The organism is Thioclava arctica (assembly GCF_040892615.1).
Lineage (GTDB): Bacteria > Pseudomonadota > Alphaproteobacteria > Rhodobacterales > Rhodobacteraceae > Thioclava > Thioclava arctica.
Genome location: NZ_JBFRYC010000004.1, coordinates 18050 through 39555, shown reverse-complemented (window position 1 = coordinate 39555; position 21506 = coordinate 18050). Strand labels below are relative to the sequence as shown.

The 21506-nt window shown below is 60.6% G+C and carries 19 protein-coding genes and 3 pseudogenes; 14 read left to right on the top strand and 8 right to left on the bottom strand.

Going from position 1 to position 21506, the window contains the following annotated elements; translation table 11 throughout:
- Positions 1–58 precede the first annotated feature (58 nt).
- Positions 59–298: pseudogene (locus AB4874_RS08525) on the bottom strand (glutamate dehydrogenase); the annotation flags it as partial.
- Positions 299–1074: 776 nt separating this feature from the next.
- Here AB4874_RS08525 and AB4874_RS08520 point away from each other — a divergent pair.
- The 13 genes and pseudogenes from AB4874_RS08520 to istA all read left to right on the top strand — a co-directional run bounded on the left by AB4874_RS08520 (position 1075) and on the right by istA (position 14333).
- On the top strand, positions 1075–1428 hold the full coding sequence (locus AB4874_RS08520) for an NADH-quinone oxidoreductase subunit A (RefSeq protein WP_368391674.1): 354 nt from the start codon (positions 1075–1077) through the stop codon (positions 1426–1428).
- Complete coding sequence (locus AB4874_RS08515; RefSeq protein ID WP_368391673.1) at positions 1425–2447, top strand: hypothetical protein; 1023 nt, start codon at positions 1425–1427, stop codon at positions 2445–2447. The genes AB4874_RS08520 and AB4874_RS08515 overlap by 4 nt, the downstream gene beginning before the upstream one ends.
- A complete protein-coding gene (locus AB4874_RS08510) occupies positions 2444–3358 on the top strand; it encodes an NADH-quinone oxidoreductase subunit H (RefSeq protein WP_368391672.1) in 915 nt (304 codons plus the stop codon). Before AB4874_RS08515 ends, AB4874_RS08510 begins: the two co-directional genes overlap by 4 nt.
- The gene (locus tag AB4874_RS08505) at positions 3355–3960 is read left to right on the top strand and encodes an NADH-quinone oxidoreductase subunit J family protein (RefSeq protein WP_368391671.1); all 606 of its coding nucleotides are present in this window, start codon (positions 3355–3357) and stop codon (positions 3958–3960) included. The genes AB4874_RS08510 and AB4874_RS08505 overlap by 4 nt, the downstream gene beginning before the upstream one ends.
- Before the next feature lies 1 nt (position 3961).
- Positions 3962–4267, top strand: a complete 306-nt coding sequence (nuoK, locus tag AB4874_RS08500; RefSeq protein ID WP_295536545.1) for an NADH-quinone oxidoreductase subunit NuoK — start codon at positions 3962–3964, stop codon at positions 4265–4267.
- Positions 4267–6096 carry an NADH-quinone oxidoreductase subunit 5 family protein gene (locus tag AB4874_RS08495; protein WP_368391670.1) on the top strand — a complete coding sequence of 610 codons (1830 nt, stop codon included), beginning with the start codon at positions 4267–4269 and terminating at the stop codon, positions 6094–6096. The genes nuoK and AB4874_RS08495 overlap by 1 nt, the downstream gene beginning before the upstream one ends.
- 1 nt (position 6097) lies before the next feature.
- The gene (locus AB4874_RS08490; protein WP_368391669.1) at positions 6098–7585 is read left to right on the top strand and encodes a complex I subunit 4 family protein; all 1488 of its coding nucleotides are present in this window, start codon (positions 6098–6100) and stop codon (positions 7583–7585) included.
- Between the two features lie 3 nt (positions 7586–7588).
- A complete protein-coding gene (locus tag AB4874_RS08485; RefSeq protein ID WP_368391668.1) occupies positions 7589–9001 on the top strand; it encodes an NADH-quinone oxidoreductase subunit N in 1413 nt (470 codons plus the stop codon).
- Positions 9002–9197: 196 nt separating this feature from the next.
- Positions 9198–9374: pseudogene (locus AB4874_RS08480) on the top strand (IS110 family transposase); the annotation flags it as partial.
- Positions 9375–9767: 393 nt separating this feature from the next.
- Positions 9768–10139, top strand: coding sequence for a hypothetical protein (locus AB4874_RS08475; protein ID WP_368391667.1), 372 nt, complete (start codon positions 9768–9770; stop codon positions 10137–10139).
- On the top strand, positions 10136–12244 hold the full coding sequence (locus AB4874_RS08470) for a pyrroloquinoline quinone-dependent dehydrogenase (RefSeq protein ID WP_368391666.1): 2109 nt from the start codon (positions 10136–10138) through the stop codon (positions 12242–12244). Before AB4874_RS08475 ends, AB4874_RS08470 begins: the two co-directional genes overlap by 4 nt.
- 220 nt (positions 12245–12464) lie before the next feature.
- Positions 12465–12614 (top strand): hypothetical protein, encoded by a 150-nt coding sequence (locus tag AB4874_RS08465; protein ID WP_368391665.1) that lies wholly within the window; start codon positions 12465–12467, stop codon positions 12612–12614.
- Between the two features lie 106 nt (positions 12615–12720).
- Positions 12721–14333: pseudogene (gene istA, locus AB4874_RS08460) on the top strand (IS21 family transposase).
- Here istA and AB4874_RS08455 read toward each other — a convergent pair.
- The gene (locus tag AB4874_RS08455) at positions 14328–14483 is read right to left on the bottom strand and encodes a hypothetical protein (RefSeq protein ID WP_368391664.1); all 156 of its coding nucleotides are present in this window, start codon (positions 14481–14483) and stop codon (positions 14328–14330) included. The pseudogene istA and the gene AB4874_RS08455 overlap by 6 nt on opposite strands.
- 309 nt (positions 14484–14792) lie before the next feature.
- Here AB4874_RS08455 and AB4874_RS08450 point away from each other — a divergent pair, with 309 nt between their 5' ends.
- The gene (locus AB4874_RS08450) at positions 14793–15515 is read left to right on the top strand and encodes a DUF4386 domain-containing protein (RefSeq protein WP_368391663.1); all 723 of its coding nucleotides are present in this window, start codon (positions 14793–14795) and stop codon (positions 15513–15515) included.
- A gap of 144 nt (positions 15516–15659) precedes the next feature.
- Here the strand turns inward: AB4874_RS08450 and AB4874_RS08445 are convergent, their stop codons facing one another.
- From AB4874_RS08445 to AB4874_RS08420, 6 genes are all read right to left on the bottom strand, one after another.
- Entirely contained in the window at positions 15660–16478 is an 819-nt protein-coding gene (locus AB4874_RS08445; protein WP_368391662.1) for a sugar phosphate isomerase/epimerase family protein, read from the bottom strand.
- A 13-nt stretch (positions 16479–16491) separates the two neighbouring features.
- On the bottom strand, positions 16492–17301 hold the full coding sequence (locus AB4874_RS08440; RefSeq protein ID WP_368391661.1) for a carbohydrate ABC transporter permease: 810 nt from the start codon (positions 17299–17301) through the stop codon (positions 16492–16494).
- Entirely contained in the window at positions 17298–18170 is an 873-nt protein-coding gene (locus tag AB4874_RS08435) for a carbohydrate ABC transporter permease (RefSeq protein WP_295536566.1), read from the bottom strand. The genes AB4874_RS08440 and AB4874_RS08435 overlap by 4 nt, the downstream gene beginning before the upstream one ends.
- A gap of 74 nt (positions 18171–18244) precedes the next feature.
- Entirely contained in the window at positions 18245–19528 is a 1284-nt protein-coding gene (locus tag AB4874_RS08430) for an ABC transporter substrate-binding protein (protein WP_368391660.1), read from the bottom strand.
- A 2-nt stretch (positions 19529–19530) separates the two neighbouring features.
- On the bottom strand, positions 19531–20667 hold the full coding sequence (locus AB4874_RS08425) for an ABC transporter ATP-binding protein (RefSeq protein WP_295536570.1): 1137 nt from the start codon (positions 20665–20667) through the stop codon (positions 19531–19533).
- Complete coding sequence (locus tag AB4874_RS08420; RefSeq protein WP_368391659.1) at positions 20664–21434, bottom strand: DeoR/GlpR family DNA-binding transcription regulator; 771 nt, start codon at positions 21432–21434, stop codon at positions 20664–20666. The genes AB4874_RS08425 and AB4874_RS08420 overlap by 4 nt, the downstream gene beginning before the upstream one ends.
- Positions 21435–21506 lie beyond the last annotated feature (72 nt).

Below are 21506 nucleotides of genomic sequence, written 5' to 3'. Positions count from 1 at the left end.
CTCGCGCCCTGAATTGATGATACGGGCGCTCTCGTCCGCGCCATCCCATATCGGGCACGATGATTTTCTCTCCCTCGTTCAGCGTTCTATCGACCTCCGACGACACGGGTGCGTTTGCCATTTCAAGGATGATGCAGGCATTGATCTTGGCGCAATTGTCGAGCGCGATCTGTCGCTCCAATGCTGCGGGCACCAACACGTCACGCTCAAGCTCTAACAGCTCGGCATTTGAAATCTCGTTCGTTTCACCTTGACCCTTCGCCCTTTTCCCGCCCCCTGCCTCTCGCTTGTGCTGCATGACTGCCAGCGCACCGCTTACGGACAGGTGGGATTTGCGAAGTTTAATAGAACGTTTGGGCCGAACGCGAACACCTCCATAGACTGCTCGTGGCCCCTTTGACCTCACACTCGATCGGCCCACAACATACGTAATTGATCGAGCGTTCCGTTGCCGCGTCGCAGCTTTCCAAGGGTGGAGATTTATAACTTTTTGCAGCAATTCCAAGAAACAAGCGTCATCGGATTTACTCTCCGTGTGAATATCTTGTTCGCATTGTCGTTCTTCATGATGTTGACGAGCACCTTTTTGGCGGTTTTCTAGCGTTCTGCGAATTCATCGAACGCCACCACTTCCCAGCAAGCCACCAACTCAACGCGCCCCTTCGAGTTGTTCAGGAAGTGCTTCGGGAGGGGTCAACTCATCTCCAGAGATCAACTGCTCATGCGGCGAGAACTCGGAGGAGCTAGGCGATCTGCGGAGTCTTTCGCTCCCGGCTCGATGTCGCTGTCGTTTTGCAGGTGTGCGCTGACAGGCCGTGGGATGACTATACATGTCGACGCTAGCAAACGGCCTCTTCGCTATCCGGCGATGCGCAGCGCTCGCGGCATATCTATGTCCGCGCGATGCTGAATTCATACGTCAAAAAGCCTTGTAACAAAGCTGCTGGCCTTTTCAGCTTAGCCGCGTGACGAAAATTTGTGAGAGAGCAAAAAATTAGGAACCTTCCAGCGCTGGAGGGTCGTTGTCCTATCGAGCGCAGCAAGGCGTCGAATAAGAAGGAATAAGCAAAACGGATGACGACAATCATTTCCATCGCTGGGATTCTTACTTTGGCTGTCCTGTTCGTCGGCGTTCTTCGGGCAGCGGGTTGGTCGGATTTCGCCGGCTCCGCGACAGCGCCCCAGCAACGCCCTGTGTTGGGCGGCGGCGACCCGCAGACCCACGCCTGGCAGCGGTTTCACGTGCGCTACTATACGATGACCCTGCTATTTGTCGCCTTCGAGATGGAGATGATGTTCATGTATCCTTGGGCCGTCGTCTATGTCGCCGAGGGCGGCAAGGCGCTGGCCGAGATGGGCATGTTCCTGGCAATCCTGTCGGTGGGAATTCTCTACGGCTGGCGCGAGGGGATCTTCCGGTGGGAATGAGTTGGATCAGCCGCCTCGCCGCCCGTGCGCCGGTGCCTGTGTTCATCGCGCAGGGCGAAGGTGCGCCCGATGCGCTGGCGCGGCTGGCGCTAAATCCTGCGATCCACGTTGTGGACAGCCCGCGCGCGGCATGTATCTTGCTGGTCGCCGGGCGCATACCAAGCGCGCTGGCCGATTGCCTCAACCGCCTCCACGACCAGTTACCACATCCACGGGCCACCGTGCTGTGGCAGTCGCACGCGATGGAGCCTTTCTCAGACGCTGTGGAGGTGGACGCGAGCGGCGACATCACCAACGCTCTGAGCGCCACCTTCGCCGACCTCCTCGCAGGTGATCGCCCGAGCGAGGCCGATATCTTGCCCGACGCACCACCGAACGAATGGCGCGGCATCGGGCCGCATGGGCAGGGCGGCAAGGGCATGATGGGCGGCACGCCATATGGGCGCGCGATGGCGAAGACCGACGACGACATTCGCGACGGATTATCTCTGGACGCCTATACCGCCGATTTTGGTCCGTTCCTGCCGATGTTCCCCGCTGGACTGGCGTTAACGCTGACTTTGCAGGGGGACATGATCCAAGCGGTCACCGTGGCGCATCCTCCCTTCGAGGGCGATACGGCCGCGCGGGAGCGTTTGCTTCGGCTTCTGGGGTTGTCGGCGCTCGCCTTGCGCTCACTCCACGGACAAAAGGGTGACGGCACATTTCGCAGGCTCGTTCGACTGTCGAGGGCGCGCGCAGCGATCCCTGCGGATCTGGGCCGGTTGCCCGACGGATCCGACGTGCGGTCACGGTTCGATGCGATGGTGGCGGGTCTCCAAACTGCCCCTGCCTCCGACACCGACATGACACTCGGCGATCTTCTGGTCGGGTTGGAATGGCACGAGGCGCTGCTGGTCATCAACAGTCTGGACAACGCGACGCTGCGAGGCGTCTGCGCCAGAATGGACGCATCGCCGCACAGCACAAATGACGACACCCATGCCGACCACGACATGCATGCGGAGCACATGGGATGATTGTTGCGCTCGCCATCCTTGGCCTGTTTGCCTTCCTGATCGCCAGTATCTGGGCCGCTGAGACTCTCGACGCGGCTTGCCATGGATGGATCGCTGGCGGCGGCACGGTGTCGCCCGTCTTCACCCCGCTGCGCACGGCCGCATTGTGGCTGAGCCAACAGCGCCTGACGACCGAGGCCCCGGATCGGCTGAATGCGCTGCTGTCCATCACCGGATATTTTGCGCTTGGGCTGGTCGGGCTGGCGCTGGTGCCGATCGGACCGGACATGACGCTGATCGTTCTGCCCACCAGCGTCGTGGCATGGGGAGCCTGCGAGGCGCTTGTCGTCGTCGTTGTGTTCCTGCACGGCTGGTCGCCGAATGCACCGCTGGCGTTGATCGGGGCTTATCGCTATGTCGCGATCGGGCTGCCAATCATGTTGCTCAGCATGTTCGTTCTGATTGCCGCCGCACTACCGGCGCAATCGCTGGACCTGCGTGACATCGTGACATCGCAGTCAAGCGTGTGGAACGTGATCCGCCAACCGCTGGGTCTCCCGCTGTTCCTCCTCTTGGGTCTGTCGCTCACGCTGCGCGGCCCGTTTGATTACGCCGATAGCGCCGATCTGGCGGGCGGCACCTCGGTCGAGGCATCGGGGCCGGATCGCTTGGGCTGGCAGATCGCACGGCTGGTAATGCTGACAGGATTTTCAGCCGTTGCCGCAAGCGTATTTCTGGGCGGCTATCTGGGGCCAGTGCTCCCCGGCCCGCTGTGGCTGGCGCTCAAGACACTGGCCATCATGACAGTCGTGATCGGCCTGTCGCATCTGCTGGCTCGGATGCCTGTCGCACGCATGATGGGGCTGATCTGGATCGGCCTGTTGCCGCTGTCATTCCTTGATCTGATCCTAGCGGGGGTTTTGGCACTATGATGACGAATATTCTGTTCTACGCCCTGTCGGCGCTTGCGATCTGGAGCGGATGGCGTGTGTTCCGCGTCGACTCCATGATCCGCGCGACATTTGCGCTGATGGTTTCCTTCATCGCCGTGGGTGCCATCGCATTGCTTTTGTCGGCGGATTACATCGGTGTGGCCACCGTTTTCATGATGGCGGTCGAGATGATGGTCATGGGCCTGTTCATGATCATGTTCATGATGAATCCTGCGGGGCTGAACCCGATGCAGATGGTGCACCAGTATCGCTTTTCGATCGGCGCGGGAGTCGCGAGTTTTGTCGGGCTAAGCGTGGCCGTGCTGACGACCGCACTGCCTGTCAGCCCGCTGCCGCCCGGCGGTGAGACGCTGCGCGATCTGGGGACCGAACTGCTGGGAAATTCCATGCTGATCTTCGAGACAGCGGGCGTGACCCTTTTGGCGACGATGGTTGGCGCAGTCGTGCTGTCAAGCGCCAGCGGGCGTTTCGGATCAGGCAGTCAGGGCGCGCAGCCACCGGGTCTGACCGAAGGTGGGGCCCCCGCTGGTCGCAAGGTCGGCGCAGGTTCCGGGCATAGCCATCACGGCGGAGGGCACTGATATGACCCTGACGGCCATCCTCATCGTGTCTGCGGCCCTGTTCGGCATCGGTCTGTTCGGCGCGCTCTCACAGAAATCCTTCGTCATGCTGATGATGGGGCTCGAACTGATGTTGAACGGCACGCTGCTTGCCACGGTTGGTTTCTGGGCCTTCACCCTAGCGGGTCTGCCAAAGGGGCAGTTGCTGGCGATCCTGATCATGGCGGTGATGGCGGTCGAATTGGCCATCGGCTTTGCCTTGGTCGTGGCCGTTTACCGCAAACGACAGGCGGACGTGACGGAATCCCTCACGACGATGAAAAACTGATGCTGTGGCTGGTCCCCCTTGTGCCCATCGTGGCTGGTGCGCTGATCGCGACGCTGGGCGCGCGATCGCGCACCAGCCTCGGCGTTCTCGCAGGTGGCGTCGTGAGTGCGACATTGATTCTGACGGTTTTGGCTGTGGTGCAGGGCTGGAGCGCGACGCTGATCTGGTCCGACGCGATCCGCTTGACCGCCGCCCTGACGCCCCTGTCGGCGGCGCTCGCCGTGACGGTGCCGGTCATTGCGCTGGCCGTTATTTCCCACGCAACCCAGCATGAGGCGCGACAAGGACTTGCCCGTCTCACCGGCCTCATGATCGTGTTTGCCGGTGGGATGCAGCTTGTTGTTATTGCCAACGATCTGTTGACCCTGCTGATCGGATGGGAGTTGATTGGCGCCTGCTCATGGGCCCTGATCTCTCACAAGTGGACCGACAAAGAAAATCCGCAGGCGGGTCTCTACGCCTTTGTCATGACACGGTTCGGCGATCTGGGCCTGTTTGTCGCCGCGATGGCGCTGTTCGCGGGCACGGGGTCGTTCGATTACGCCAGCATCGCCACGCTGTCGGGGCCGTGGCAAGGCCTTGTCGCATACGGCATCCTGCTGTCTGCGGCGTCCAAAGCGGGTCAGGTGCCGTTTGCGCCGTGGCTGTTTCGCGCCATGGCGGGCCCGACGTCGGTATCTGCGTTGCTGCACGCAGCGACGCTCGTCGCAGCGGGGGCCTACATCATCGCGCGCCTTGAACCGTTCCTGTCGGTCGTTCCGGGTTGGCAGGCTGTGACTATCGCCATCGGTTTGACGACTGCCTTGGCGGGCGGATTGACGGCGGTGTTGCAGAACCACTCAAAGCGGTTGCTGGCCGCCTCCACCTCGGCGCAGCTCGGTTTCATGTTCATCGCCGTCGGCGCGGGCTATCCCGGCGTCGCGATTTTGCACCTGATGCTCCACGCGACCTTCAAGGCACCGCTGTTTCTGACCGCCGGTGCAGCACACGACGCCACGGGCAGCTACCGCCTTGATCGAATGCGCCTTGGCCGCGTGATGCCGTTGATTGCTGGTTTGGCCGTTATCGCTGCAGCCAGTCTGGCGGGCCTGCCCCTGACGGGCGGAGGATGGAGCAAGGAAGAGATCGTCAGTGCCGCAGAGCACACCAGTTTCTGGCTGGCCTTCAGCGTGATGATCGGCGGCGGGCTCAGCGCCGTCTATGCGACCCGTTTCGCCCTGCTGGCTTTTGGGCGCAGCCAGAAGGAGGGGCGTGACATCCCGGCACCCGGTTGGAAAGAAACCGTCGGCATCGCGAGCCTTGTGACGCTGACACTGGTCGCCAGCCTGCTTTGGGTGTCGCCCGCCGCCACGGTGTTGGCGAATGCCTTGGGCGCAACCCTGCCCGAGGGCACGATGACCGAGCTTGTGATGTCGATGATCTGGCTGGCGGCCGGTCTGGTTACCGGGTTTTATCTGGTGCATCAGTCCCCTGCACTGGGACGCACCGGCGCGAGCGCAGCGGCCTCGGATTGGCTGGGCCTTCCGACGTTGATTGATCGTGGCGTTGTGCAGCCGGTCGATGCGCTGGCCCGGGCCGCAGCCCGGGCCGACGACCGTTTGCTGGACGCGGGCCTGAACGCCACGGCGGCTTTCGCCGATGCACTGTCACGGCTGGCCGACCGTTTCGGCGAAGCCGCATCCGATGGTTTGCCGGAAGGGACCGCAAACATTTTCGGCCTGCTGGGCCGCGACTCGCGGCGACTGCAAACCGGCCTCTCCCACCACTACTACGCCTATATCATCGGCGGCGTCTTCGTCGTCGCAGCCATCCTCGCTGCAGGAGCATAACATGCTGACACTTGCCATCCTCATCCCGATGCTGGGCGCATTGGCGCTGGTCGTCTCACCGCGTCTGGGCCACCAAGCAGCGAGAGCCGTGGCGGTCGGCGCATCTGTTGTGTCATTCGCACTGTTGCTGATCGTCTGGATCGGTATTGACACCGCCCCGTCAGCACCCGATTTTCAATTTCTTGCCGAGGTGCCTTGGATTCCGTCGCTTGGCATCGCGTGGCGCGTCGGGGTCGACGGCATGTCGCTTGCCCTGTCCTTGATGAGCGGCGTTTTGTTTATCTCAAGCATTTCCTGGCCGATGGAAAATCCCGAACGCCCCGTGTCCTATTATGCTTGGTTCCTGTTTCTGGAATCCGTGTCGCTGGGCTTGTTTCTGGTTCTGGACCTGCTGTTATTCTACGTCTTTTTCGACCTGAGCCTCGTCGGCATGTTTTTCTTGATCGGACGCTGGGGGCATGACGGCGCGCAACGCGCTGCGCTGAAGTTCTTCATCTACACGCTGGCCGGATCGCTCGCGATTTTGCTGGCGATCATCGGACTTGTGCTGTCGGTGGACCCCATCACGTTCGACATGCGCAGTCTGATTGCGGCGCAGCCACTGGCAGGGCACGATTTACGGGGTGGATTGATCCTGCTGGGATTCATGCTGGGTTTTGCCATCAAGACGCCGCTGTTTCCGGTCCACACCTGGCTGCCCCCCGCGCATGTCAAAGCCCCCGGTCCGGTCTCCGCTATCCTTGCAGGTGTGCTGCTCAAGATGGGGACCTACGGCATGATCCGCATTCCCTTGCAGATGATGCGTGAAAGTTTCGCGGCCTATGCCCTGCCGATCGCGCTGTTTGCGCTTGCCTCGATACTATGGGGCGCCATCGTCGCGCTGGGGCAGACCAATCTAAAACGCCGCATCGCCTATACCTCTGTCAACCACATGGGATACACCGTGCTTGGCATCGCGGCTGCCGGGGCGTTGTTGTCGGGAGCGGAAAAAGCGCAGTCGCTGGCCTTGACCGGCGCTGTGGTCGAGATGGTCGCCCATGGCCTGATCACCGGGGCGCTGTTCCTCATCGCGGGCGGGATCTGGGCGCGCAGCCAGACCTACGAGCTTGACGCTTTCGGCGGGCTGGCGAAGGTCGCGCCAAAGCTGACGGTCGCCGCCGTGATTGCGGCATTCGCCAGTCTCGGCCTGCCAGGTCTTGCCGGATTCGTGGCTGAGGTGCAGATTTTTGTCGGAACCTTCGCTGTGTTCCCGGTCATCGCCGCCATCGGCCTGCTGGGCATCCTGATAACTGCCGCCTTGTTCCTGCGCCTGTTGCAACAGGTCTTCTTTGGCGATCTGGCGTCGGCGCGCGCGGGGTTCCCGGACCTCAGCCGTCGCGAAAGTGTCGTGTTGTCGGTTCTGCTGGCCCTGGTCGTGGTGATCGGCATCTATCCACGCTGGCTGCTCGATCTGATTGGCAGCACCACACGCGCCATCGTTGGAGGCTGACGTATGCCGATCGGTGACCTGACCCCGGAGATCGCGATCATCGTCGCAGCGGTGCTGGCGCTGTTGTTTGCCACCTTCGCGCCGCGCCGCTGGCAGGCCGGAGCGGCACTGATCGCCCTGTCGGGCATCGCGGTGGCCGCCGTCCTGCTTGTCAACCAGATTGGCACAACCCGCTTCACCTTCTCGGGCACTTGGGCGCTGGACGGGGCGAGCATCTGGGCACGGCTGATGATCCTGATCGCCACGGCATTCTGCATCCTGCTGGCCCCGGGATGGTTTCGCACCGACCCCCGCCACGGCGAATATTATACGATCCTCTTGCTGTCGGCCTTGGGCGCTATGACGATGGCAGGCGCGGGCGATCTGCTGGAACTGGTGATCGCGGTGCTGTTATCCTCGGTGACAGGCTACACGCTGGCAGCATGGCACCGTGACTGGGCATTGTCGGTCGAGGCGGGCATGAAATATTTTCTGATGGGCGCGCTGGCAAACGCGCTGTTGGTAACGGGCGTAACGCTGGTCTTGGGACTTTTGGGCACAAGCAGTTATGGCGACCTCTCACGCCTCTTCGCGGGTGGTGTTGACGCGTCGCCGCTGCTGTTCGCGGGATTCGCGCTCATTCTTATCGGTGTGACTTTCAAGCTGGGCGCAGTGCCTGTGCACGCTTGGCTGCCTGACGTCGCAGAAGGGGCACCGGCACCTGCGGCCGCCTTTCTGACCGTGGTTCCCAAGATCGGCGCCGCGATCGCCATGGCGCGGCTGGTGCATCTGATCCCGCCAGAGGTCTTGGATCTGCGCCCTCTGATCGCGGTGCTGGCTGCAGCGACGATGACACTCGGGAACCTCGCCGCCCTTTGGCAGGACGATGTCCGTCGGCTGATCGGCTGGTCGTCGGTCGCACAGGCGGGCTATCTGCTAATGGCAATCACGGTGCTTGGGGTCAGTCCCGATGCGTTGACGGCACTGCTGACTTTCGGGGCTAGCTACGCTATCGGCAATCTGGCGGCCTTTGCTGTGGTCACACATTTGCGCGGGCGCACGGCGCTTGCAGATTATGCCGGAATGGCGCGACGGCAACCGATTGCGGCGGCGGCGCTGGTGCTGGCGTTCTTATCGCTGGTTGGAATCCCCCCAACGGTCGGGTTTCTGGGCAAGCTGATGCTATTCCTGACGACGATCCAAGGTGGTTATCTCTGGTTGGCCGCGCTGGCAGCGGCGAACACGGCGGCCTCGCTGTTCTATTACGCCAAGGTGATGGGGATCATGTATTTTGCCGCCCCGCCAGAGGAGGTGCAGCTGTTGGACAGACCCAGCGGCGTCGCAGTGTGGATCGGGATGATCGCCGTCATCGGCGGCGCGATCATGGCGGGGACCGCACTGGACGTTTTCCAACTTAGCACCCTGTTGCCGCTGTGATGGCGCAACAAGAGTTGCAGCATAACGCTTTTCCTAGGCCCTCAAACCGGCGGGAGCATTCCCGATGCCGTGCCACCTGAACTGTAAAGCTGGATTACACATGGAGAGGATGGCTCCTGCTCTTACCGGCATTGCAATGCGCCATACTGCAGTTGTCTAAATCCGCAATTGAGAGGAGCCAGCCCATGCAAGTTACCACGATTGGTCTCGACTTAGCCAGCTTGGCCATGAGCTGCGTCTGATACCGCCGATGTATGCAAAACCCTATGTGAAATGCGCAAAGTCTGATGCAATTGACGCCGAAGCGATCTGTGCGGGCGTCACACGGCCTACGATGCGCTTTGTCGAGATCAAGTCTGTTGATCAACAGGCCTAGTTATCGCTGCACCGTGCGCGTGGCCTCACGCCGACCAACAAATCCAGCGGTGGGAAGGAGCGAATAGGTCGGACGCAAGGCTGCTTCTGACCAGTGTGCAGATCATCTCAAAACTGTCTTGCTATGCAGGAGCATCCACACAAGACATTCGCCGCGATCTGCACCAAGGGCAGCAATGCGTAGGAAGCTCGCTCTGTAAAGCAAAGCGCAAAATTGCAGGATCGATAAATCTCGCTATCGGTTGTTTTCAGCGGTGCTGGAAAAGCACTGCTGTCGGGTCGCCATGCGCCGAACTTTCTTCACACGAGTTCGCGAGCAATCACTTTTCATGGAACCGGAGTGAGGGCCGATGGTTGGCTTTTTATGTCTAACCGCAAGAAGGGTAAGGCGATGGTAGATCCCAATCGAGTAGCGCGGCCGCGCACTATCCTGATGGTCTTGGGCGGCTTGGCCGGTGCGGCCGTGGCGGTATGGAATTTCGTCACCCCCCTAACCGGGGTCACAGGCACGTTCGGCGCGGGGCTAGTGATTGCCGCGAGCGTCTTGATCGTGCTGGCGGCCATTTTCATTCAGCTGAGCGAGCCGGGCGGCTGGCGCACCACCTTGCGCGTTTTAGTAGCGCTCGGCGTGATCGGGACCGCCGCCGCTGGCTATTTCCTGCATGAATGGTGGCTGATCGCGGCAATGGCCGTCACGGCAATCGGCCTGATTTACGACATCGCCTCCAGCCGCGCCTCCAACCAGACCGGAGCCTACGCATGATCCGCAAGACGATTTCCCTCTCGCTCGCGCTGGCGCTGATGGGCGCAGGTGTCGCCGCGCAAGACAGCGCGCAAACCGCACCTGCCCAGCCCAGCCAGTCCACCATCTCGGATGGCAGCACCCCCGCCACCGCCGACACGCCCGTCCCCGCGAACGGTGCGACCACCCCACAAACCACGCAGAGTGTCGCCGACGCGATCGCACCGCCGCAATATGCAAGCAGCCCCCGCCCGCGCAACGGCACGCCGCTTGTACCCGATCAACCGGTCTGGGACAGCTTTCACGGCCAGCTTTCGGCGCAGAAATATTCGCCCCTCACGCAGATCACACCGCAAAATGTCGGAAAGCTTCAGAAAGTCTGGCAGATTCATACCGGCGATGTCTCGGACGGTTCGGGCGACAAGCCCGCGACAGTCTGGTCCGCCACGCCGATCTTTGCCAATGACACGCTGTATATCGGCACGCCCTTTTACCGGGTGCTCGCGCTGGACCCCGCCAGCGGTAAGCAGAAATGGGCTTTTGACACCAAATCGACCCTCAAAGCACTGACCCAGCCGGCGCTGAAAAACCGGGGCGTCGCCTATTGGCAGGCGAAAAACCCCATTGCGGGCAAGGTCTGCCAGAAGATCGTCTACATTGGCACAATGGATGCGCAGCTGTTCGCGCTTGATGCCGATACCGGCAAGCCTTGCCCCGATTTTGGCAAGGATGGCGTGCTGGACGTGAACCAGTGGAATAAGGTGAACGACCGCTTTCCGCTGTCGGTGCTGCAACCGCCGACCGTGGCAGGCAATCACCTGATCCTCGGCTGGGCCGGGCAGGACTGGGAATGGGCCGAAGCCCCTCCCGGTGCGGTGTTCTCGCTCGACCCGCAGACCGGCAAGCTGCAATGGTCCTTCGAGACGCTCCCCGAAAGCATCCGCCGCAAGACCGGCACCGCCAATGTCTGGACCGCGATGTCGGTCGATCTGGGGCTGAACATGGTCTACCTGCCGGTTGCCTCGCCCTCGCCGAATTACTGGGGCGGCAACCGGACCGAAGCGATCCCCTATGCCACCTCGACCACTGCGCTTGATCTAGATACCGGCAAGGTGGTCTGGTCGCGCCAATGGGTGCATCACGACATCTGGGATTACGACATCAACTCGGCCCCGACGCTGATGGACATCACCGTTGATGGCAAGCAGATCCCGGCGCTGATGCAGGGCACCAAGATGGGCTTCCTGTTCGTGGTGAACCGCGAGACTGGTCAGGACGTCTGGCCGATCGAAGAGCGCCCGGTGCCCCAGGGCGACGGCACGGTGAAGGGGGAGGTCTATGCCAAGACCCAGCCCTTCCCGACGAAGCCCGCGCCGCTTCTCGATCAGTCGAAGAAGCCCCAGGTCTGGAAGCTTGCAGATATCGTCTCGGGCGGGCAATGTTCCAAGCTGTTCAAGAACCTGACCTATCACGGCATGTATACCCCTCCGACGACCAAGGGCGAAGGGACGCTCGCCTATCCAGACAGCGCCGGGGGCGTGCAATGGGGCGGCGTGGCGTTCGATCCGCAGACTCAGATCGCGGTCGTGAACACCAGCCATATCGTGCAATATATCAAGCTTTGGGATCGCAAGGATTACGAGAAGAACGCGGGCGGGTCGGGCAATGAAAACGGTTTCTACCCGCAGACCGGCGCACCTTACGGGATGAGTCTTGGAAACGCGCTGAACTGGCTCGGCATGCCCTGCTGGAAGCCGCCCTTCGGGGAACTGGTCGCCATCGACATGCATACCGGTGATGTCAAATGGCGCAAGCCGCTGGGAAGCTCGCAGAAATATGGGTTCTTCATGCCCGAAAGCATGGGCTCGCCTACGATCGGAGGCCCGGCGGTGACGAAATCGGGGCTGATCTTCATTGGTGCGAGCATGGATGCCAAGGCCCGCGCGTATGACATCCAGACGGGCAATGAGCTTTGGTCTTCGCAACTTCAGGCGCCGGTCGTCGCAAACCCCGCGATCTACGATTACAAAGGACGCGAATACGTGGCCTTCGTCTCGGGCGGCAACTCAATCCTGAAACCCGCGGTGGGCGATATGGTTGCAGTCTATGCGCTGCCGCAGAACTGACCGCATCCGGTGGCTCCTCGTTGCGGGTTTGCCCGTCCCGGAACGTTTTGGGTCGGGTCCGCACGGCTGGGTAAGTGCGGCATAGTCAGTTTAACTTGCCCGTGTCCCGTCAGAAGCGGGTGGTAGGGTTGCGTTGCTTTTGGCCGTCGGCCTCGCTCGATACTGTGGTGGATGGCTCCTGCTCCGACCAAGGTCGCAACGCGCCACAATGCAGGTGTCGATGCCCGCCTTCATCGTGTTGTATGACGAGCTGCACAGTCAGCAGCGCGAGCAACTTTTCCATGACGCAAGCGTTTTCGGCAACTCGATCAACAGCGGCCATAAGCGCCTGATCGCGCTCAATCAGCAAATTCAGGCTGAAAACTGTTGAACGTCACTCAGAACTGCCCCGGTAGAGGTCAGAATTGTCACTGAAAATGACCCATGTGCAAATTTGCCCCAGACGAGATGTGTCTAGGGTTAATGGAGAGGTAGACATGGGGTTTTTGAACGTTATTCGACGATGGGCCTTGAGAAACAAGATGCCTATTCGTGAGATTTCACGGCGGACAGGGCTGTCTCGCAACTCCGTCAGGAATTATCTGCGGGCTGACATAGTTGAACCCAGTTTTCGGACGCCGACACGGCCAAGTAAGTTGGATTCATTTGCGGTGAAGCTGTATGGTTGGTTGGTGACGGAGCGGCGTAAGTCTCGCAAAGACCGTCGCACGGCCAAGCAGATGCACGCAGATCTGGTGAAGCATGGCTTTGACGGATCGTATGAGCGGGTTGCGGTCTTTGAGCGCGGTTGGAAGGCGGACCGACAGCGCGCCCAGCAAACAACAGGCCGGGAAACCTTTGTGCCACTGGTGTTCCAACCGGGTGAAGCGTTCCAATTTGATTGGAGCGAGGACTGGGCCATTATTGGTGGCGAGCGCGTGAAGCTTCAGGTCGCCCACATCAAGCTGTCACTCAGCCGCGCGTTTCTGGTGCGGGCCTATTTGTTTGCAGACCCACGTCCCTCTCGTGACATTTCTTGAGGAAACGCACTGCCGATCAATGGATGCTGTTTGACGCCCATTGGCATGCTTTTCGCGTGTTTGAGGGTATCCCCGACCGCGGCATCTACGATAACATGAAGACAGCCGTGGACAGGGTTGACCGAGGCAAGCCGCGCGATATAAATGCGCGCTTTTTGGCGATGACCAGCCACTACGTCTTTGAGCCTGAGTTTTGCAATCCAGCTGCTGCGTGGGAGAAAGGCCAGGTTGAGAAGTACGTCCGCTATGCGCGCCATCGCCCGTGGCAGGTGGCGACTGCCTTTTTCAGACGTTCAAGCACTGAATGGATGGCTGGAAGTTCACTGTCAGGCGCTTTGAGCCGCGTCTGTGCATGCTAGTTTGCCGGGCAGGATTGCTAATGCCTGGGGGGTCGAGAGGGCCGCATTGATGCCGCTACCAACGGCCTTTGACGGCTTAGTTGAGTTGAGCAAGCGCGCATCACCGACTTGCCTGACTACCTTTGATCGCAACCGCTACTCTGTGCCTGCCAGCTTTGCGCCCCCCCCTGTCAGCCTGCACATCTATCCTGAACGACTGGTAATTGTGGCTGAGGGGGCCGTGAAATGCGTGCATGAACGCATCATCGAGAGATCACACCGCCAGCCTGGCCGCGTTAGCTATGACTGGCGCCATTACCTGACCGTTGTGCAGTGTAAGCCGAGGCCGTTGCGCAACGGAGCACCGTTTGTCGCGATGCCCAATCCTTGCCGTCAATTGCAGGATATTATTCTGCGAAAGCCTGGCGGAGACCGCGCCCCTCTCGGGACATTGCTGCGCAATGCCCTGCCGGGCAGGGGATGGTCGATATCCTGTCGCTTGTTCTGCACCTAGATGAACAGGCTGTGCTCTGTGCTGTGGGGATGGCACTGGAGGCGGGCGTGCCGATAAAGACCCATGTGCTCAACGTTCTTCACAGGCTGGTGGATGGAAAGCCAACCGACCAACCCGATGTGACACCACCTTCAGCGCTACCGTTGAGCAAGGAGCCAGAGACCAATGTCGCGCGCTACGATGGGGTGCGGCAAGGAGGCGTGGGTCATACGTCATGATCCTGCCGGTGCCGCTATCATCATCTGCGTAGCCTGAAGATGCCAGAGATGGCGCAGGCGCACCATCTCCCATATCACCGTGAAGTTGCGGCAGCGAAGCGGGAAATTGGTCTCTGTGAGCGCGAACCCGGGAGTGTTGAGCAATGCCATCAAGCTCCCCTGACCGTCGTGACCGTCGATCTCGATGAATTCGGACGCCGAGATTGCGACCTCGCCCTCTAGTGCCTCTGTCTGCCCCCAAGCATCGGCTGCACCAGCTTCAGGGCGCGCGCAGCGGCAGTGAGCGATCCTTCTTGGTCCGTCACGCGGAAACACGGGCCCGGTCCCAGTCGAAGGTCACGCTGCGCCAATCCATGCATTTATGCATATCAGATCGACTTAGCCGGTCAATTTCCAGCTCAAACGAATGGATCTATGAAGAGAGCGATCCCGTCACATTGACCGCAAGGAGTTCCGCCGATGACCGCTTTTGAAGATCCCTCCTCACGAGCCTATGCCCGACTGACAGGGGCGCTCTACCTGATCATCGCTTTCGCCGGTGGCTTCTCGATCCTTTACGTCCCCGGTGAGTTGAACGTGGCCGGCGACCCGGCCGCGACCTTCGCAAATATCGCGCTCCACCGTGGGCTCTTTTACGCCGGACTTGTTGGCGATGTCGTGATGATGGTGACCGAGGTTCTGGTGTCGGTGATGCTTTATTTCATGTTCCGGCCGGTAAACGCGACGCTGTCACTGGCAGCCTCGTATGCGCGCCTGTTGATGGTCGCTGTGATGGCGGCAATGCTGTTTTTCCACGCCGGTTCTCTGGCTCTCGCCGACGGAACGGTGCCATTGGGCAGCTTCTCAAAGGTTCAACGGATCGAGCTGGCGGGTCTGTTGCGCCATTTCCATGATGCGGGCGTCTGGATCTGGCAGATTTTCTTTTGCCTCCACCTGCTGTTGCTCGGCACGCTGGTTGCTCGCTCCGGTCTCTATCCCCGCGTAATCGGTGCCGGCCTGATCGTGGGTGGCACTGGATATCTTGTCGATAGCGTGCAGATGTTCGTCTTTCCCGACGCGGGCCTGCTGGAGGCGATGAAGGTCGCCCTGCTGCTTATCGTCACCCTAGCTGAGATCGGCTTTGCCTTGTGGCTGCTGACCCGTGGCCCGCGCCGTGTCGCCAAGCACAGTTTGGCGGCTTGACCTCTGACCTCAAGGAGAGACGTCATGACACACATGTGCATCGTCGGCATCTCGGGCAAGCCTGTGCATGCGTGGAGCCTCGCGTTGAGGCCCCATACTGCACCCGAATGACAGGCTTGCAACATGCGCAAGCGAAGCGGCGTTTCACCGCGCAAGGCCGCGCTCTTGCAAGTTGCGCACTGTTGCGGGCAAACGCGCGATCCGGTTGCGCACCTCAAGAATGAGGCGTGGCATTTCAGGAAGCGTCGCAAGCTGGGCAAACACTGCGGGCCAGAGAATACGCCCCTCGCCCGGATGCCAGTGGCGGTCGGCATAGCCATCTGCATCTTGCAGATGAACATGGCCAAGCCGCGCCCCGGCCTGCGCGATGAAATCGACCACGGGCGGCGCGCCATAGCGCCCATGCGCAAGCTCAGCGTGGCCCGTATCAAGGGACACGCGCAAAGCCGGATGATCGATCGCAGCCACCGCCGCAACGCGCGCCGCAGGATCGGTGTCGTCGATATTTTCCAACATCAGCGTGCAGCCGATCTCGCCTGCGCGTGCCAGAACGGGGGCGAGACACGCGCGCATCGCTTCGATCATCTGATCATGGATTTGCGAATAGTTGTCGCGGTTGAGCACATGCCAATAGGTAAAGGGCGAATGCACGACCATATGCGTGCCCCCCAGCGCCTCGGCGATCTCGAGCCCGGTAAGCAGGCGCTGTTGGATCACGGCGCGAATCTCCACATCGGGATTAGCAAGGTCGAGCCCGAAGAACGGGCCGTGAATGCCACGTGGTCCGTGATGGCCCGCAAGCGCGACCTTGTAGGACTCAATCAGATCGCGCGGATCACCTGCTATCACATCGGGCAAAACAAAGTCCTGGATCTCGATCGCCCGGTTTTCCTCGAACAGCCAATCGCGCAGGATGTCGAGATCGGGACGGCGGATGGCGGCGCCAAGCAGTGGCAAGGTCATGTTGGTCTCTTTCTTATTTGATGCCCGCGCGCATAAAGCTTTGGACGAATTGACGCTGAAACAGCAAAAACGCGATGAGCAACGGCGCCGATGTCATCAAGGTGGCGGCATTGATCACGGACCATTCAACGCCCGAATCCGTGGTTGCAAAGACCGACAGCCCCACGGTGACGGGGCGCGTCTCGGTCGAGTTCGTCACGATCAGGGGCCAGAGAAAATTGTTCCAGTGATAGCTGACCGAAACGAGCCCGTAGGCGAGATAGGTGGGCTTGGCGAGCGGCACATAAACCCGCCAGAGGATCGACAACGGCCCTGCCCCTTCGATCCGCGCGGCGTCATCAAGTTCGCGCGGCACCGTCATGAAAGTCTGGCGGATCAGGAACACGCCGAAGCCTGAGGCGATATAGGGCAGCGCGATGCCTTGCAGCGTATCAACCGCATCAAAAGCGCGGATGATCTTGTAGTTCTCGACGATCAGAATGTCGGGCATGACCAGCAATTGCAAAAGCACCAGCGAGAACAAGATATCGCGCCCCGGAAACCGGAACCGCGCAAACCCGTAGGCCGCAAGCGAGCACAGGACGAATTGCGCCCCCGTGATCCCCGTCACCAACAGGAACGTGTTGAGGAAATAGCGCGCAAACGGCGCCGCATTCCACGCCTTCACGAAGTTTTCCAGCGTGATGGGCGCGCTCAGGGTGAAATTCGCCTCATAGGCCGAGGGGTGGAATGCGGTCCAAACCGCAAATAGCAGCGGCAAGACCCACAGCAAGGCCAGCAGCCCCGCGCCGCCATTCCAGAGGTAGCGATCAAAGCGGCTCATTTATAATGCACCTTCCGGTCGAACAGGAAGAATTGACCAACCGCCAGCAGACAGAGCAGGCTCAGCAGCACCACCGTCAGCGTCGCGCCATAGGCCGTGTCCCAAAAGCGAAAGGAGGTCTCGTAGATGTAGTAAAGCAGCAAAGACGAGGCATTCCCCGGCCCCCCACCCGTCAGGATGAAGATGTGATCAACAAGGCGAAAGGCGTTGATCACCGCATTGATCGACACGAACAGCGTTGTCGGCATCAAGAGTGGGAAGGTAATGCGGCGAAAGATCGTCCAGCGCCCTGCCCCTTCGATCCTAGCGGCTTCGGCAAGTTGCAACGGGATCGACTGAAGCGCGGCGAGGTAGAAAATCATGAAGAACCCCGCCTCTTTCCAGATCGCGACGACCATGATCGCGGGCAACGCGCTTGAGGGCGTGCCCAAAAGGTTCGTCTGCCCGAACCCAAAAAACCCAAGGATCTGATCGATCAACCCGAAACCGGGTGTGTAGAAAAACAGCCAGATATTCGCGACCGCGATCAGCGGCAGGATGGTCGGCGTGAAAAAGGCCATTCGGGCCAGCGCACGCCCCTTGAAGGGGCGGTTGACCAGCAGCGCCATCAGCAACGCCAAAGCAATCGACACGGGAATTGTGCCCAGTGCATACCAGAGATTGTTGACGAGCACTTTCCAGAACACCGGGTCATGGATCAACCGCTCGTAATTGGCCAAGCCTACGAAATGCGCGTCCTTGCCTCCGCGTGGCGTGGAGAAGACCGAGTTGATCAAGGTCATCGCTGCGGGAAAATGAGTAAACAGGAAAATCAGCGAAAGCGCAGGCAGTATCAGCAACCAGCCATATATCCATTCGCGCTTTAACATTGCGTTCGTCCTTGTCGGGAGAGAATGGGGCAGATCCTGCATGACCTGCCCCCAAAGTGCCTCAGCACGGATGTTTAGCGATAGGTGGCCAGCACCTGATCGGCCTTGGCCTGCGCTTGTGTCAGCGCCTCTTGCGGCGTTTTCTGCCCGGTAATCGCAGCCTCCAGTGCATCGTTGAGGATTTGGGTCACACGCTGGTTTTCGTGCGTTGACAGCTCTGCCTTGGCATATTGCAGCTGGTCACGCGCAACGAGCACCTGCGGGAACCCCTTGGCGTAATCCTGCATCGCGGACGTCTCCCACGTGGCAGGACGCGGCGCCACATAGCCGGTCGCCTTAGTCCAGACGGCAGATTGCGCCGGCGCTGTGATCCATTTGATGAAATCGACCGCCGCTGCAAGCTGGGCATCCGATGAGCCCTTGAGCAGGTAGAAGTTGCCCCCACCCGTGGGCGCGCCGCGCTGCTTGTTCTGGGGCAACATCGCCACACCAAAATCAAACGGTGCGTTGTCATGCATGTTGGTCAGGTTGCCCGTTGTGGTCCAGACCATCGCCGAGCGGCGCTCGAAGAAATCCTTGGGCGTCGTACCCCAATCAAGAATACCCGGCTCCATCACCTTGTCCTTGGTGGACAGATCGACGAGATATTGCAGCGCCGAGACCACCTCGGGACTGTCAAAATAGGTCTCGGTCCCCTCAGCATTGGCGAGCTTGCCCCCGTTCTCGATCACGAGCCCCTGAAACAGCCAGTAGGGAAAGCCCGAGGACGGGATGCGCACGCCCCATTGCGTGACATTGCCATTGGCATCCGTCTTGGTGAGCTTCTTGCCCATCGCGACCATCTCATCCCAGCTTGCAGGCGGGGTGTTGGGATCAAGACCGGCCTCCTTGAAGGCCTCCTTGTTCCAATACAGCACAGGCGTCGAACGCTGGAACGGGATGCCCCAGGTTTTGCCATCTACCTGGCTGTTTTCCATGAAGGCCGGGTAGAAACCCTCAAGCCATGCCTTGTCGGCATCCGTCTTGACGTAGTTGTCAAACGGCAGGATCAGATCGTCATCAAGAAGGGTGAACATGTCCGTCGACAAGGCGACCGCGATCTGGGGCGCGTTGCCTCCTCGTGACGCGGTGATCACCTTGGTGATCGTATCCTGATAAGACCCCGCATAGATCGGATCGATTTTCACATCGGGATGATCTTTCATGTAATCTTGGGTCAGCGTCTCGATCGTGTTGGCTGCCCCGCCACCAACGGCTACGGGGAAGTAGAATTGCAGATCGACCGCATGCGCCGGAATCGCGGTCAGAAGGCCAAGCGTCACCGCGGCTGCGGTGCCCTTGAAGAGCTTGTCGAACATGGTCAAAGGTCCTTCCAGTTGGAGAGTGGCGTTGTTACGCCGGGTCGACCCGCCGGGGTGTCCAGCCGGGTTGTCAGCGAGGCGAGTTGGGGCAGTTCGAACCGCTTGCCCGTATCCGCGTCGAAGAGGTGAAGATCATGCGCCCCAAGGCCGAGGCGCAGCACGGAGCCTGTCGGCGCGAGCGCTTGGCCGGGCACACGCATCAGCGCCTCCGCCCCACCAAGCGTGCCCTGCACCAGCGCATCCGCACCAAGGTATTCGCCACCGGTCAGGCGCATCTCAAGCGCCCCTTGCGGATCGGGGTAAAGCGCCTCGGGGCGGATGCCAAAGCGCAAGCGACGCCCGGCCGCAGCCTCGATCCGTGCACCGATTTCGCCAAGCGCGCTGGCCGGCAGAATGTTCATGGGCGGTGTGCCGATGAAGCGCGCAGCGAAAACCGTTGCCGGGCGCTCATACAGATCATGCGGGCTGGCCACCTGTTCAATCCTGCCGGCATTCATCAGCACGACCTGATCGGCCATGGTGATCGCTTCGACCTGATCATGGGTGACGTAAAGCATGGTGAACCCAAGCTTACGTTGAAGCGCGCGCAGCTCGGTGCGCATCGCGTGGCGCAGCTTTGCGTCGAGATTGGACAGCGGCTCGTCCATCAGACAGACCGGGCGCTGCGAAATCACCGCGCGACCCAATGCGACCCGTTGCTGCTGCCCTCCTGACAGCTGACTCGGCTTGCGATCAAGATAAGGCGTCAGGCCCAGCAACTCTGCCACCTGCGCAAGACGCGCGTGGCGTTCATCGCGCCCGACCCGCCTTGTTTTCAGGCCGAACACGATATTTTCGGCCACGCTGAGATGGGGAAACAGCGCATAGGATTGAAACACCATCGAGAGATCGCGCTTGTCCGCCGAACGCGCGGTGACATCTTCATCACCGATCAACACCCGTCCCTCGCTCGCCTCTTCAAGACCAGCGACGATCCGCAACAGGGTCGACTTACCACACCCCGAGGGCCCCAGAAGTGCGGTGAATTTGCCCGCGATCGCCTCGACCGAGATTTGCTCCAGCGCGGTGGTTTCCCCCCAGCGCCGAGTCACCCCCTCAAGCCGGATCGCACGCCCCGTTTGCTGCGCCCCGCTCATGGCTGTGCCTCTGCGATGACGACATCGACGCTGATATCTTCCAGCGCGGCGCGATGCTGTTCCGGCAATGCAGCGTCGCAAATGACAAGATCCAGCTCGCTCAGATGTCCGCCACGCACATGCGCGGAGCGACCGAATTTCGTGCTGTCCAGCAGCAAGACGGACCGGCGGCAATTGCGCGAGATCGCAATCCGCGCCGCCACCTCATCCTCGCTGAAATCAAGTAGCGTGCCATCCTCGGCCACGCCCCCCACCCCGAAGACACCGAAATCCACTTGGTAGCGACCAAAGAAATCCTCGACCTGAGGCCCTAGAATGTCGCGATCGCCCGCCCGAACCGCGCCACCGGGCACCCGCACCGACCAGCCTTCTTGATCGCAGGCGAAGAGCGCGATGTTGAGATTATTGGTCAGCACCATGAGGTCGCTTTGATGCCGGAGCTTCTGAATCGCATATTCGGGTGTCGTGCCGATCGAGACCGCAAGCGAAGATCCCGAGGGCACATGGGCTGCGAAGGCATGGCCGATGGCACGCTTTGCCGCGCCGTTCAGCATGCGGCGCGATGTGTATTGAAGGTTCTCATTTTGGGGCAACTCGACGCCGCCATGCACCCTGCGCAACGCGCCCGCCGCGCACAGCTCGTTGACATCGCGTCGGATGGTCTGAGGCGAGACTCCGTAAATCTGTGCGCAGCTTTCGATCGTCAGATGACCGATGCCTGACACCCGCTCAAGAATTTCACGCTGTCGTTCGGAAAATGAATCCATTCCGATAATGTCCCGGCCAGTTTCGTCGGGGGCTGGGGTCCCACATTCATATGAAAGGCAAATTGCATTCAT